The sequence below is a fragment of the Vibrio sp. 10N.261.51.C6 genome, from assembly GCF_041471785.1.
In the GTDB taxonomy this organism is placed as follows: Bacteria; Pseudomonadota; Gammaproteobacteria; order Enterobacterales; family Vibrionaceae; genus Vibrio; species Vibrio crassostreae_C.
On the sequence record NZ_JBFRPB010000108.1, the window covers coordinates 1 to 13438 of the forward strand.

Consider the following 13438-nt stretch of genomic DNA (forward strand, 5'->3'; position numbering starts at 1 on the left):
GCCTCCTCCTACTCGATTCATCTGTTGTAGAAGATCCCCAAGTCGCTCGTTCCTCGCTCTTGAGGATGACGACTTTTTAAAATCACGCTCTATATCATTAGTTGGTTAGATAAAATTGCGTGTTCCGCCATTCCCTAGACTGACGAAGGAAGGAGTAGGGAATCTCTAACAAAGAGAGCGTATCCGTTATAGTACACCCATTCCTTGCGCTTCTAACATATCGACTAGATCGATCAGCGGTAAGCCGATCAAAGTATTTGGGTCTTTCCCTTCCATCTGTTTAAACAACGCGATGCCTAACCCTTCACACATAAAGCTACCTGCGCAGTAATAAGGCTGCTCTTTTTCAACATAACTCATGATCTGTTGCTTAGTTAAATCGCGGAAATGCACTACAAAGGTGTCGAGACGTGTGTCAGCTTCATTGGTCTCGTTGTTCCAAACCGAAAGCCCAGTATAAAAAGTAATGCTCTTGCCGCTTTGACGAGATAACTGCTCGATCGCTTTTTCTCGAGTGTGAGGCTTACCAATGATCTCTCCATCAATCACACAAACCTGATCAGAACCAATGACTAAGCTAGGTTGCTCCACAACACAAGACTTAGCTTTGGTCTCAGCAAGGCGCATCACCAACTGTTGTGGTGTCTCTTCTGGAAGCGGCGTTTCATCGCAGTCTGGCTTGGCTGTAATGAAGCTTAACTGTAGTTTTTTGAGGATCTCTTGCCTAAATGGTGATGTAGAGGCTAAAACTAGTTGGTAATTTCTCATTTTAATTTACAATTCAAGGAAGCATTTATCTCAGGATAACGTAACTTGTCCTGCTATTCATAATGCTCTGAATAGGAAAGGCAGGAAAGTACATTTTTTTTGCCATTTCCTTTGACTAAACACGATTTGGAAGATAAGATTCGCGCCCTATGCAAAAGGAAAAAATACCGCGTACAGTTGATCCGGCAAGAACGGCTCAAAAACGACTCGATATGGATGGTATCATCCAGGTCAGTCTTTTGAAGCGTTTAACTGAAGCAACTGAAGGCGTAAAACGTGACGCGCAAGTCTCAATGTCATTTGGGCTTGATGAACAACGATTAGTCGTTATCTCTGGTAAAGCTAACGTCGAAGTCGATTTAGAGTGTCAACGTTGTAATGAGGTTTTCGCACATGAGTGCGATGTCCAATTTACTTATACTCCTGTTTACAGTGAGAAAAGTGAAGAGGAAGCACCGGAAGAGTACGATTTGGTAGATCTGAACGAGTACGGTGAGTTAGACCTGATTCAATTAGTTGAAGACGAGTTCATCCTTGGATTGCCACAAATAGCAATGCACGACGATGCGAAATGTAGCGTTAACTCAAATAACTTGGTGTTTGGTGAACTTCCTGAAGAAATTGAGGAAGACAAAAAGCCGAATCCATTTGATGTTTTAAAAAGCTTAAAGAAGTAATTGCTTCTTTAAGAATTTACATAGGAGTAGGGTCAATGGCCGTACAAAAGAGCAAGAAATCACGTTCAATGCGTGGCATGCGTCGTTCACACGATGCGCTAACTACAGCTGCACTTTCTGTAGACGCAACTTCAGGTGAAACTCACCTACGTCACAACGTGACTGCCGAAGGTTTTTACCGCGGCAAAAAGGTTATCAACAAGTAAGGTTGACCTTTGCAAAATCTAACCGTTGCGCTTGATGCAATGGGCGGGGACTTCGGTCCTCGTGTAACAGTGCCTGCCGCCGTGCAGGCACTGTCGTATTTCCCAGAGCTAAAAGTCATTCTAATAGGTGATCGAAACGCGATCACATCTCAATTATCTTCATTAGGTCGAATGCCTGATTCTCGTTTGAGTATCCAGCATTGTGATCGAGTCATTTCCAATTCTGAAAAACCTTCACTAGCCTTACGTAATAGTCAGGGTAGCTCTATGCGTGCCGCTATCGATCTGGTTGCCGAATCACAGGCTGATGCTTGTGTGAGTGGTGGTAACACTGGCGCATTGATGGCTTTATCCCGTTTCAGACTCAAGCTTCTTCCCGGTATTGATAGGCCTGCATTGGTTTCAGCTTTGCCTACTGCATCCGGAAATCGCACATGGATGCTTGATTTAGGGGCGAACGTTTCTAGTGACGCAGATTCACTGTTTCAGTTTGCTGTCATGGGCAGTGCATTAGCAGAACAACATTTAGGTCGCGCACCACGTGTCGCTATCTTGAATATCGGTGCAGAAGAAATTAAAGGCAATGACCTTGTAAAACGATGCGCTGAAATGTTGTCTAATACTCAGTCTGTGAACTTCATAGGCTATATTGAAGGTAATCAATTACTTCAAGATGCTGCTGATGTCGTCGTATGTGATGGTTTTGTGGGCAATGTTTGCTTAAAAACGTGCGAAGGTACGGCTCAGCTCTTTATTGATAAGCTAAAAACGCGCATGATAGCTTCAACAATAAAGGGTTGGATAGCCAGAATGCTGTTTTCTGAGCTATTTACTGAATTAAAAACCTTGAACCCCGACCAGTATAACGGCGCAAGTTTGTTAGGATTGCGCGGCATTGTCATTAAAAGTCATGGAAGTGCTGATGTGTCTGCAGTCGTCAACGCGATTGGTGAAGCAGTACACGAGGTCAAACGACAAGTCCCCAGCCGCATTAGCGATCGTTTGGAAGCGGTTTTACTCGAGAGGCATTATTAGTCTTCATGTATAGCAAAATTTTAGGTACTGGCAGCTACTTGCCATCTCAGGTGCGTACTAACGCAGACTTAGAGAAAATGGTAGAGACTAGCGATGAGTGGATCGTTGCTAGAACAGGTATTAAAGAGCGTCGTATTTCAGCGGAAAACGAAACCGTTGCTGATATGGCGTTTTACGCTGCTGAAAATGCCATTGAAATGGCAGGTATCGACAAAGAAGAGATTGATTTAATCATCGTTGCGACAACCAGCAGTAGCCATACATTTCCGTCTTCGGCATGTCAGGTACAAGGCAAACTTGGTATCAAAGGTTGCCCTGCGTTTGATTTGGCTGCGGCATGCTCTGGCTTCGTCTATGCATTGTCTGTTGCTGATCAACACATCAAGACTGGCATGTGTAAAAATGTTTTGGTGATTGGTGCTGATGCACTGTCAAAAACCTGTGATCCGACTGACCGCTCTACTATCATCCTATTTGGTGATGCAGCAGGCGCGGTGGTTGTAGGCGCAAGCGAAGAGCCAGGTATTTTGTCTACTCATATTTACTCTGATGGTAAATACGGTGAGCTTCTAAGCCTAGAAGTACCAGAGCGCGGCGGTGATGCAGACAAATGGCTGCACATGGCGGGCAACGAAGTATTTAAAGTGGCGGTAACTCAGCTTTCTAAGCTAGTTAAAGACACCTTAGCGGCGAACAATATGGATAAGTCAGAGCTTGATTGGTTAGTTCCACACCAAGCGAACTACCGTATTATCTCGGCAACCGCTAAAAAGCTGACGATGTCGCTTGATCAAGTAGTGATTACTCTTGATAAGCATGGCAATACGTCGGCAGCTACCGTACCAACGGCCCTAGATGAGGCTGTTCGCGACGGGCGAATTAAACGTGGTCAAACGCTTCTACTTGAAGCATTTGGCGGCGGCTTCACTTGGGGTTCTGCGTTAGTTAAATTCTAACCCCAAGCGATAATCAACAAACAAGGCACATAACTTATGTGCCTTATTCAATTTTTTGCTTTGCTTAAAGGAAAATTACAATGAGCAAATTTGCTATCGTATTCCCAGGCCAAGGCTCTCAAGCTATCGGTATGCTTGCTGACCTAGGCGAACAGTATGATGTTGTTAAAAAGACATTTGCTGAAGCTTCAGAAGCACTTGGTTACGATCTATGGGCATTGGTTCAAGATGGTCCTGTAGAAAATCTAAATGAAACTTTTCGCACTCAACCGGCTCTATTAACAGCGTCTGTTGCAATTTGGCGTGTATGGCAAGAGCTTGGCCTAGAGCAACCTGTAAATCTAGCAGGTCACAGCCTAGGTGAATATTCTGCTCTTGTATGTGCCGGCGTTATCGACTTTAAAGAAGCGATCAAGCTGGTTGAACTACGTGGTCAACTGATGCAAGAAGCGGTTCCTGCAGGTGTTGGTGCAATGTACGCAATCATCGGTCTAGACGATGAAGCGATTGCTAAAGCGTGTGAAGAAGCTGCGCAAGACGAAGTTGTGTCTCCAGTTAACTTTAACTCTCCTGGCCAAGTTGTTATCGCGGGTAACAAAGCTGCAGTAGAGCGTGCTGGTGCACTTTGTAAAGAAGCGGGCGCTAAGCGTGCACTTCCGTTACCTGTTTCTGTGCCGTCTCACTGTGCACTGATGAAGCCAGCAGCAGATAAGCTAGCAGTGGCTCTAGAAGCTCTAGAGTTCAACACGCCAGCATTGCCTGTTATCAATAACGTTGATGTTATCGCTGAAACAGATCCTGCAAAAATTAAAGACGCACTTGTTCGTCAGCTGTACAGCCCAGTTCGTTGGACTGAAGGCGTACAAGCGATGAATGAGCAAGGCGTTGAGAAGCTACTTGAATTAGGCCCTGGTAAAGTTCTTACTGGTCTAACAAAACGAATCGTAAAAACTATGACAGCTGCTGCAGTTAATGACACTGCATCACTAGAAGCTGCTAAGTAAATAACCACTTAATAGAGAAGTTATGATGAATTTAGAAGGCAAAGTTGCACTAGTTACAGGCGCAAGCCGTGGCATCGGTCGTGCAATCGCTGAACTTTTAGTTGAGCGTGGTGCTAAAGTTATCGGTACTGCGACATCTGAAGGCGGCGCAGCTGCAATCAGCGAGTACCTTGGTGAGAACGGTAAAGGTCTTGCTCTTAATGTAACGGATACTGACTCAATTGCTGCTACACTGAAAACCATCAACGATGAATTCGGTGCGATTGACATTCTAGTTAACAACGCAGGTATCACTCGTGATAACCTACTGATGCGTATGAAAGACGACGAATGGAATGACATCATCGATACTAACCTAACGCCTATCTTCCGCATGTCTAAAGCTGTATTGCGTGGCATGATGAAGAAACGTCAAGGCCGTATCGTAAACGTTGGTTCTGTAGTAGGTACTATGGGTAACGCTGGTCAAGCTAACTACGCAGCTGCAAAAGCAGGCGTAATTGGTTTTACTAAATCAATGGCTCGTGAAGTTGCGTCTCGTGGCGTTACAGTGAACACTGTAGCTCCTGGTTTCATCGAAACTGACATGACTAAAGCGCTAAATGATGACCAACGTGCAGCAACTTTGGCGAATGTACCAGCAGGTCGACTAGGTGACCCTCGCGAAATCGCTGAAGCTGTGGTATTTTTGGCGTCACCTGCGGCAGCTTATATCACAGGTGAAACACTTCACGTCAATGGCGGTATGTACATGGTGTAAATTATGTGCAACATTTAAGTCAAGATCATACGTAATTTCGGTTAAAATCGTGAAAATTGTGGTTTGACCAGAAAAGTTGACCTTGCAACTTTCAATAGATTGAATAAACTACGGAAAACATCGCATAAAGCGAACTCTGTAAAGGAAAAGAAAAAATGAGCAACCTCGAAGAACGCGTAAAGAAAATCATTGTTGAACAGCTAGGTGTAGACGAAGCTGAAGTTAAAAACGAAGCTTCTTTCGTTGATGACCTAGGTGCAGATTCTCTAGACACAGTAGAGCTAGTAATGGCTCTAGAAGAAGAATTCGACACTGAAATCCCAGATGAAGAAGCTGAGAAAATTACTACTGTTCAAGCAGCTATCGATTACGTAACTAGCGCTCAGTAATAATCTCTCCCAGGCGGTCACCTCGACCGCCTGTGTTTTATCTAACTCATCTATCCTCATCTTAAATCACCTCAATCCCCGGAGTGTAAAATCGTGTCCAAGCGTCGTGTAGTTGTCACTGGCATGGGTATGTTGTCACCGGTAGGCAACACTGTAGAATCTTCTTGGAAAGCCCTGCTAGCTGGTCAAAGTGGTATCGTTAATATCGATCATTTTGATGCAACCAATTTCTCAACTCGTTTTGCAGGTCTAGTTAAAGACTTTAACTGCGAAGAGTATATGACTAAAAAAGATGCTCGTAAGATGGACTTGTTCATCCAGTACGGCGTCGCAGCAGGTATTCAAGCTTTAGATGATTCAGCCCTAACTATTACTGAAGAAAACGCTCCTCGTGTAGGCGTTGCTATCGGTTCTGGTATTGGTGGTCTTGGTTTGATCGAAGCCGGTCACCAAGCTCTAACTGAAAAAGGCCCTCGTAAGATCAGCCCGTTCTTCGTACCGTCGACGATCGTGAATATGATTGCTGGTCACATGTCTATCATGCGTGGCCTACGCGGTCCAAACATCGCGATTTCTACTGCATGTACGACTGGCCTACATAACATTGGTCACGCGGCTCGTATGATTGCATACGGCGATGCAGACGCAATGCTAGCGGGTGGTGCTGAAAAAGCATCAACTCCACTAGGTATGGGCGGTTTTGGTGCGGCTAAAGCACTTTCTACTCGTAACGATGAGCCTCAAAAAGCTTCTCGTCCATGGGACAAAGGCCGTGATGGCTTCGTTCTTGGCGACGGTGCAGGCATGATGGTTCTTGAAGAGTACGAACATGCGAAAGCTCGTGGCGCTAAGATTTACTGTGAGCTAGTTGGCTTCGGTATGTCGGGTGACGCTTACCACATGACATCTCCAAGTGAAGATGGCTCAGGTGGCGCACTAGCAATGGAAGCGGCTATGCGTGATGCTGGCATTACTGGTGAACAAATCGGTTATGTAAACGCACACGGTACTTCGACTCCTGCAGGTGACGTAGCGGAAGTTAAGGGCATCAAGCGTGCTCTTGGCGAAGCAGGCAGCAAGCAAGTATTGGTTTCTTCTACGAAATCAATGACAGGCCACCTTCTAGGTGCTGCTGGTTCTGCTGAAGCTATCATCACGGCTATGTCTCTGGTTGACCAAATTGTTCCACCAACAATCAACCTAGATGATCCTGAAGAAGGCTTAGATATTGACTTAGTACCTCACACTGCGCGTGAAGTTAGCAACATGGAATATGCTGCATGTAACTCATTCGGTTTCGGTGGTACAAACGGCTGTTTGATCTTCAAAAAGATTTAATCATCTTATTAAAGACGTAAACACTCGTAGATAGTCACAATTAGACTTGTTTTTAAACGGCTTGATGCTTTAGCATTGAGCCGTTTCTTTTTATGGGGAAAAACATGTTTTGGGTTGATGGAGAAAGCCAGCAAACTATCGATATTTTGGATCGCTCGTTTCAGTACGGAGACGGCTGTTTTACGACAATGCTCGTGAGTGATGGTGAGATACAACATCTTCACGATCATCAGCACCGTGTCGACGAGTGCCTTAAAGCACTACGCATTTCTGCTCTTGATTGGGATGTTGTTAGTCTTTGGCTCGATACTGCGCTTCAACACATCCAACATAACGCTCTTCATGGCACAAAGAGCCTTGATGGTTCAAAGAAGCTCCATAACGCCAACAAGCCTCATAATCAAAAAGCAGGGATCAAGCTGCACGTTAGTCGTGGAGCGGGTGGGCGTGGCTACAGTACCAAGAATATCGCCAAGCCGACAATCACCATCAGTACCTTTGATTACCCAAGCCATTATTCAGCGTGGCAAGACTCCGGTGTTGAACTCGGTATCTGCCATCAAGCGCTAGGTTTGAGCCCACTACTGGCTGGCCATAAGCACAATAATCGCCTTGAGCAGATTTTGATGAAAGATGAAATGGATCAAGCTAATGAAGTGGATGGTGTGGTTCTTGATATATCGGGCAATGTGATTGAAACCACCATGGCCAATCTGTTCTGGCGCAAAGGTCAGTCGATATACACACCTCAACTCACTCAAAGTGGTGTCGCGGGGGTTATGCGTAAGCAAGTGTTAACCGCGCTGAATCAGGCTGAACTTTCCGTTACAATTAGTGACTATTGCTTATCTCAACTCATGCAAGCTGATGAGGTTTTCATGACAAACTCCATTTTAGGGGTTGCCCCAGTTACCCGTATTAGTGATACCCAATTTAACATTGGAACCGTTACTCGTAGCCTTCAAGGACAACTAAACTCGTGATCAAAAAGTTATTTATTTTTATTATCTTGTGCTTAATTGCAGCCGGTGCTGCTGGTTTTTATGTTTACAACCAAGCGCAAGATAACCTGAAACAAGTTATTCAATTAGAAAAACCACAAGTCGTGACTGTTGCTTCAGGTAGCAGCTTTAACCGCGTTCTGGCCCAGTTGATTAACGAGGGGCTGTTTGAGGCTTCTCCTTACGAGAAATTAATCCGTAAGTTACATCCTGAGCTTGTAGACGTAAAAGCGGGTACTTTCCTGCTTGAACCGGGTTTAACCTTAGAGCAAGCGCTACAGGTGCTTGTAGAAGGGAAAGAACACCAGTTTACTATTACCTTTGTTGAAGGCAGTCGTTTTGACGAATGGCTTGTTCAGCTAAAAGACAACGAATTCATTCAACAGACATTGGATGGCGTTTCTGAAAAAGAGATCGCTGAAAAGTTGGGTATTGAAAACGAAAAGCTAGAAGGTCTCTTCTTAGCAGAAACGTATCACTACACCTACGGCACCACTGATTTAGATTTGTTGAAGCGCGCGCATCGAGACCTAATGAGCGTGGTGAATGAAGAGTGGGAAAATCGAGCGGATAAGCTGCCTCTTAAATCGCCATACGAAGCGTTAATTCTTGCATCTATCATTGAGAAAGAGACCGCTGTTGCGTCAGAACGTGAGCGTGTTTCTTCTGTGTTTGTTAACCGTCTAAACAAGCGTATGCGTTTGCAAACTGACCCAACGGTTATCTATGGCATGGGTGACAGCTACGATGGCAACATCCGTAAGAAAGACTTACGCACGCCAACGCCTTACAACACCTATACAATGAGTGGCTTGCCACCGACACCTATCGCTATGGCAGGCAAAGCGTCTATCAACGCGGCGTTGAATCCAGAGAAGAGCAACTACTTGTATTTCGTTGCGAGTGGAACAGGTGGGCACGTATTTTCAAAGAGTTTGACTGAGCATAACCGTGCAGTGCGAGCTTACTTAAAGCAATTAAGAAAAAACAGATAAAGAAATAATTATGAATCAGTCGAAATTTATCGTGGTTGAAGGCCTTGAAGGCGCTGGCAAAAGCACAGCAATCAATGCCATCGTTGAGACATTAAAAGCATCGGGTGTTGAAGATATTGTTAATACTCGCGAGCCGGGTGGTACTGTCTTAGCTGAAAAGATGCGTTCATTGGTTAAAGAAGAGCACGAAGGCGAGAAGCTTCAAGACATGACTGAATTGCTGTTGATGTATGCAGCACGTGTTCAATTAGTCGAGAACGTCATCAAGCCGGCACTCGCCAATGGTCAATGGGTATTGGGTGATCGTCATGATATGTCTTCACAGGCATACCAAGGTGGTGGTCGCCAGATCGCGCGCACGACTATGGAATCACTGAAAGCAACCACGCTAGGCGGCTTTAAACCCGATCTAACGCTATATTTGGACCTAGACCCTAGAGTAGGGCTAGAGCGTGCTAGAGGCCGTGGTGAGCTTGATAGAATTGAAAAGATGGACATCTCATTTTTCGACCGCACGCGTGAGCGCTATCTAGAAATTGCAGAACAAGATGATTCTGTACTTGTGATTAACGCGCAGCAAGAAATTGAGCAAGTAGCCGCTGATATTAAAGTCGCGCTAACTGCTTGGCTCGACAAACAGTAGGTAGTCATGGCTGAAGTGTATTCTTGGCTCACACCGGTATGGAGTGAGTGGAAAAAAAGTCTCGATGCGGAGCGTTTTCCTAACTCTGTGATTGTTAATGCACCGGAAGGGCTCGGCGTTGATGCTTTGATTAGCCAACTTACCGACGCATTGATGTGCACGAACTATGAAAGCGAGTCGTGCGGGTTTTGCCACAGCTGTGAGTTAATGAAGTCGGGCAGTCATCCTGATTTTCATGTGATCTCACCCGAGAAAGAAGGTAAGTCGATCACGGTTGATCAAGTGCGTGCCAGTAACCGCTGGGCTCAAGAGTCTTCTCAGTTAGGTGGTTTGCGCGTTATTTTGCTTAACCCTGCTGAAGCAATGAACGAATCGGCTTCCAACGCACTATTGAAAACTCTGGAAGAGCCATCAAGCAAGTGCATCTTCATTCTGTCTACTCGTAACAGTAATCGCTTAATGCCGACTATTATTAGCCGTTGTCAGCAATTCAATGTGGTTAGTCCGCAGTTAGAGACAGCATCAGCGTGGTTAGATGGTGAAGTGGGCAAAGCGGTACCGCAGTATATTTTAGCACTCAATGACAACGCGCCTTTAAAAGCAAAAGCGATGTTTGAGCAAGGTGGCGTTGAAGCTTCAACAAAAGCGCTCGATGGCTTTGTGAATGTGATAAAAGGCACTCAACCTGACATGCTAGAGTTCTCTACAGAGCTTAGCAAAGACCCTTTGATTCAACTTGGCTGGCTTTGGCATCTATTGTCAGATGTACAGAAGCTGCATTTTGGTTTGGCGAATCAGGCTTTCACTCCGAGTGCGAAAGCACTGTGTGAGGCGATGTCTTATCAAAGTGCTTATGCAGCATCGAATAAACTGCTGACATTGATTGAGCAGTTAAAGCAACACCCTGGGCTCAATACGGAGCTACTCATAATGAATTGGCTGATAGCCACTTGCGAGGAAACATGTTCGTAGATTCCCACTGTCATTTAGACAAACTGGATTACCAAGATTTACACACCAGCGTAGAAGATGTGGTTAACAAGGCGAAGGCTGCTAATGTAGACCAATTGCTTTCTGTCGGTGTGACACTCGATTCGTTTGAAAATATGCTCGAGATGATCTCGCCGTTTGATAACGTTAAAGCCTCTTGTGGCGTTCACCCTCTCGATGTTGAAAGTGATTTCAGCCTAGAGACAATGCGTGAATACGCGAGCAACCCTAAGGTTGTGGCGATTGGAGAGACAGGTTTAGATTATCACTACCAACCAGAGACGGCGGAGCTGCAACAGCTACGATTTAAGCAGCATGTTGAGTTAGCCGTTGAGCTGAATAAACCTTTGATCATTCACACTCGTAACGCACGTGAAGACACATTAGCTATTTTACGTGATGGCGGAGCTGAGAAGTGTGGCGGTGTGATTCACTGCTTTACCGAAGATCAAGCATTCGCAGAAGCAGCAATGGAACTAGGTTTCTATATCTCAATTTCAGGCATTGTGACCTTTAAGCAGGCTACAGAACTTAAAGAAGTTGTTAAAAACCTACCGCTAAACAGGTTGCTTATCGAGACGGATTCTCCATACTTGGCGCCCATTCCATATCGTGGAAAGCAGAATCAGCCTGCATATGTCGTCGAAGTGGCGGCCTACATTGCGCAATTAAAAGGTGTGTCGATGAAAGAGGTTGCCGAACAAACGACCAAAAATTACCAAAAACTTTTTTTGCGATAAAAATCTAAGTAAACAAATAAAAGGGAGCAAAAGCTCCCTTTTTGTGTTTTTGATCACCAAAAATACGTTTTTTTTTAATGTTTACGAATTATGTTGAACTTGAGAGCGCTAATTATAACATTTGTAATTTTGTTACTAAAAATAACATTCGCTCCTATTTTATTTACTCAGTAAAATAATAGGGCTCTTGAAAAATACTTATATTTTTCAATTAATTAAATGCTTGTAAAGGATTGCATTTCTAGATTTGACATGTGATCCAAGACGTGTTTTGAAACTAAATTTCGTAAGTGACTAGAAAGTTAGTTCCCCATCAATATATATTTAGCGGCAGAAAATATAATGCAATACATGGTTACATTTTCGCAGGGTGCTAACATATAGGCTACGGGGGTGTGCCGTTAGAACCCTATATAATTATTTTATCTTTATCAGGAGCATAAACATGTTTAAGAACCTTTTTGCTAGCCTGCAGAAAGTTGGTAAGTCTCTGATGCTTCCAGTATCAGTTTTACCAGTTGCGGGTATTTTGCTAGGTGTCGGTGCAGCAGATCTTCCTTTCATTCCAGAAATCGTTTCAAACTTAATGGAACAAGCTGGTGGTTCAGTATTCGGTCAAATGGCACTACTGTTCGCAGTAGGTGTTGCACTTGGCTTTACTAACAACGATGGTGTAGCGGGTCTAGCTGCTATCGTTGGTTACGGCATCATGACTGCTACACTTGGCGTAATGGCTGGTGTAATGGGCGTTGATAAAATCGATACTGGTGTACTAGGTGGTATCCTAGTCGGTGGTGTTGCTGCTTGGGCATTCAACCGTTTCTTCCGTATTCAACTACCAGAGTACCTTGGCTTCTTCGCTGGTAAGCGTGCTGTGCCAATCATCACAGGTTTCTCTGCGATTGGTCTAGCAATCCTACTATCTGTAGTATGGCCACCAGTTGGCGGCGCTATCTCTGCGTTTTCTGATTGGGCTGCTCACCAAAACCCACAAGTGGCGTTTGGTATCTACGGTATCGTTGAGCGTTCTCTAATTCCATTTGGTCTTCACCACGTTTGGAACGTACCTTTCTTCTTTGAAGCTGGTACTTGTGTAAACGCTGCTGGCGAAACTCAAAACGGTGTTCTTACTTGTTACCTAGTTGCTGATGACGCATCTCGTGCAGCGGGCAATGGCTTCGGTCAGCTAGCTGGTGGTTACATGTTCAAGATGTTCGGTCTACCTGCTGCTGCAATCGCGATTGCACACTCAGCTAAGCCTGAAAACCGCGCTAAAGTAATGGGCATCATGGCTTCTGCTGCGTTGACTTCATTCCTAACGGGTATCACTGAACCAATCGAATTCTCTTTCCTATTCGTTGCTCCAGTACTGTACGCAATCCACGCTCTACTAGCTGGTTCTGCATACGTTCTTGCGAACACTCTAGGTTTTGTACACGGTACATCTTTCTCACACGGTCTAATCGACTTCCTAGTTCTATCTGGCAACGCGTCTAAGATGGGCCTAATGGTTGTATGTGGTATTGCTTACGCTGCAATTTACTACATCGTATTCCGCACTGTGATTAAAGCTCTAGACCTTAAAACTCCAGGCCGTGAAGACGAGACTGAAGAAGAGTCAGTTGCGACTGGTTCTGAACTTGCTGGTGAGCTAGTTGCTGCATTCGGTGGCAAAGCGAACATCACTGGTCTTGACGCTTGTATTACTCGTCTACGTGTTGCAGTAGCTGATACAGCTCTTGTTGACCAAGACAAGCTGAAGAAACTAGGCGCTGCAGGTGTTGTAGTAGTAGCGGGTGGCGTACAAGCTATCTTCGGTACTAAGTCTGACAACCTTAAGACAGACATGGATGAGTGGATCCGTAACAACGGTTAATTCTCTGATTCAATAAATCGAAAGGAGGCCGGAAAGGCCTCCTTTTTTGTTTGTGCGCCG

15 protein-coding genes are annotated in these 13438 nt (G+C 44.8%); 14 read left to right on the forward strand and 1 reads right to left on the reverse strand.

Features of this window, described 5'->3' with window-relative positions:
- Positions 1–186: 186 nt before the first annotated feature.
- Positions 187–768 (reverse strand): nucleoside triphosphate pyrophosphatase, encoded by a 582-nt coding sequence (locus AB4375_RS21150; protein ID WP_017062154.1) that lies wholly within the window; start codon positions 766–768, stop codon positions 187–189.
- A 149-nt stretch (positions 769–917) separates the two neighbouring features.
- Here AB4375_RS21150 and yceD point away from each other — a divergent pair, with 149 nt between their 5' ends.
- From yceD to ptsG, 14 genes are all read left to right on the forward strand, one after another.
- A complete protein-coding gene (yceD, locus tag AB4375_RS21155) occupies positions 918–1445 on the forward strand; it encodes a 23S rRNA accumulation protein YceD (protein ID WP_017062153.1) in 528 nt (175 codons plus the stop codon).
- 35 nt (positions 1446–1480) lie between these two features.
- Positions 1481–1651: a 50S ribosomal protein L32 gene (gene rpmF, locus AB4375_RS21160; RefSeq protein WP_004737376.1), complete on the forward strand. Its 171-nt coding sequence runs from the start codon at positions 1481–1483 to the stop codon at positions 1649–1651.
- Between the two features lie 9 nt (positions 1652–1660).
- Positions 1661–2686, forward strand: a complete 1026-nt coding sequence (plsX, locus tag AB4375_RS21165; RefSeq protein ID WP_372052472.1) for a phosphate acyltransferase PlsX — start codon at positions 1661–1663, stop codon at positions 2684–2686.
- A gap of 5 nt (positions 2687–2691) precedes the next feature.
- Positions 2692–3642 carry a beta-ketoacyl-ACP synthase III gene (locus AB4375_RS21170; RefSeq protein WP_017054985.1) on the forward strand — a complete coding sequence of 317 codons (951 nt, stop codon included), beginning with the start codon at positions 2692–2694 and terminating at the stop codon, positions 3640–3642.
- A gap of 80 nt (positions 3643–3722) precedes the next feature.
- Positions 3723–4646: an ACP S-malonyltransferase gene (gene fabD, locus AB4375_RS21175; RefSeq protein ID WP_017063479.1), complete on the forward strand. Its 924-nt coding sequence runs from the start codon at positions 3723–3725 to the stop codon at positions 4644–4646.
- 25 nt (positions 4647–4671) lie between these two features.
- Positions 4672–5406, forward strand: a complete 735-nt coding sequence (fabG, locus tag AB4375_RS21180) for a 3-oxoacyl-ACP reductase FabG (RefSeq protein ID WP_029235138.1) — start codon at positions 4672–4674, stop codon at positions 5404–5406.
- Positions 5407–5561: 155 nt separating this feature from the next.
- On the forward strand, positions 5562–5795 hold the full coding sequence (acpP, locus tag AB4375_RS21185) for an acyl carrier protein (protein ID WP_004737381.1): 234 nt from the start codon (positions 5562–5564) through the stop codon (positions 5793–5795).
- Between the two features lie 93 nt (positions 5796–5888).
- Positions 5889–7133 (forward strand): beta-ketoacyl-ACP synthase II, encoded by a 1245-nt coding sequence (gene fabF, locus AB4375_RS21190; RefSeq protein WP_010437291.1) that lies wholly within the window; start codon positions 5889–5891, stop codon positions 7131–7133.
- A 104-nt stretch (positions 7134–7237) separates the two neighbouring features.
- The gene (pabC, locus tag AB4375_RS21195) at positions 7238–8116 is read left to right on the forward strand and encodes an aminodeoxychorismate lyase (RefSeq protein ID WP_065583975.1); all 879 of its coding nucleotides are present in this window, start codon (positions 7238–7240) and stop codon (positions 8114–8116) included.
- Positions 8113–9129: an endolytic transglycosylase MltG gene (gene mltG / locus AB4375_RS21200; RefSeq protein WP_017062149.1), complete on the forward strand. Its 1017-nt coding sequence runs from the start codon at positions 8113–8115 to the stop codon at positions 9127–9129. Before pabC ends, mltG begins: the two co-directional genes overlap by 4 nt.
- Before the next feature lie 10 nt (positions 9130–9139).
- Positions 9140–9772, forward strand: coding sequence for a dTMP kinase (gene tmk, locus AB4375_RS21205; protein ID WP_017062148.1), 633 nt, complete (start codon positions 9140–9142; stop codon positions 9770–9772).
- 6 nt (positions 9773–9778) lie between these two features.
- Positions 9779–10744, forward strand: a complete 966-nt coding sequence (locus tag AB4375_RS21210; RefSeq protein ID WP_372052473.1) for a DNA polymerase III subunit delta' — start codon at positions 9779–9781, stop codon at positions 10742–10744.
- A complete protein-coding gene (locus tag AB4375_RS21215; protein WP_017063483.1) occupies positions 10735–11502 on the forward strand; it encodes a TatD family hydrolase in 768 nt (255 codons plus the stop codon). The genes AB4375_RS21210 and AB4375_RS21215 overlap by 10 nt, the downstream gene beginning before the upstream one ends.
- A 445-nt stretch (positions 11503–11947) precedes the next feature.
- A complete protein-coding gene (gene ptsG, locus AB4375_RS21220; RefSeq protein ID WP_017062145.1) occupies positions 11948–13378 on the forward strand; it encodes a PTS glucose transporter subunit IIBC in 1431 nt (476 codons plus the stop codon).
- The last annotated feature ends 60 nt before the right edge of the window (positions 13379–13438 follow it).

Excerpts from the sequence above, each read along its gene's own strand:
- AB4375_RS21150 (WP_017062154.1), bottom strand. The coding sequence starts at position 768 with ATGAGAAATTACCAACTAGTTTTAGCCTCTACATCACCATTTAGGCAA.
- yceD (WP_017062153.1), top strand. The coding sequence starts at position 918 with ATGCAAAAGGAAAAAATACCGCGTACAGTTGATCCGGCAAGAACGGCT.
- rpmF (WP_004737376.1), top strand. The coding sequence starts at position 1,481 with ATGGCCGTACAAAAGAGCAAGAAATCACGTTCAATGCGTGGCATGCGT.
- AB4375_RS21170 (WP_017054985.1), top strand. The coding sequence starts at position 2,692 with ATGTATAGCAAAATTTTAGGTACTGGCAGCTACTTGCCATCTCAGGTG.
- fabD (WP_017063479.1), top strand. The coding sequence starts at position 3,723 with ATGAGCAAATTTGCTATCGTATTCCCAGGCCAAGGCTCTCAAGCTATC.
- fabG (WP_029235138.1), top strand. The coding sequence starts at position 4,672 with ATGAATTTAGAAGGCAAAGTTGCACTAGTTACAGGCGCAAGCCGTGGC.
- acpP (WP_004737381.1), top strand. The coding sequence starts at position 5,562 with ATGAGCAACCTCGAAGAACGCGTAAAGAAAATCATTGTTGAACAGCTA.
- pabC (WP_065583975.1), top strand. The coding sequence starts at position 7,238 with ATGTTTTGGGTTGATGGAGAAAGCCAGCAAACTATCGATATTTTGGAT.
- tmk (WP_017062148.1), top strand. The coding sequence starts at position 9,140 with ATGAATCAGTCGAAATTTATCGTGGTTGAAGGCCTTGAAGGCGCTGGC.
- AB4375_RS21210 (WP_372052473.1), top strand. The coding sequence starts at position 9,779 with ATGGCTGAAGTGTATTCTTGGCTCACACCGGTATGGAGTGAGTGGAAA.
- AB4375_RS21215 (WP_017063483.1), top strand. The coding sequence starts at position 10,735 with ATGTTCGTAGATTCCCACTGTCATTTAGACAAACTGGATTACCAAGAT.
- ptsG (WP_017062145.1), top strand. The coding sequence starts at position 11,948 with ATGTTTAAGAACCTTTTTGCTAGCCTGCAGAAAGTTGGTAAGTCTCTG.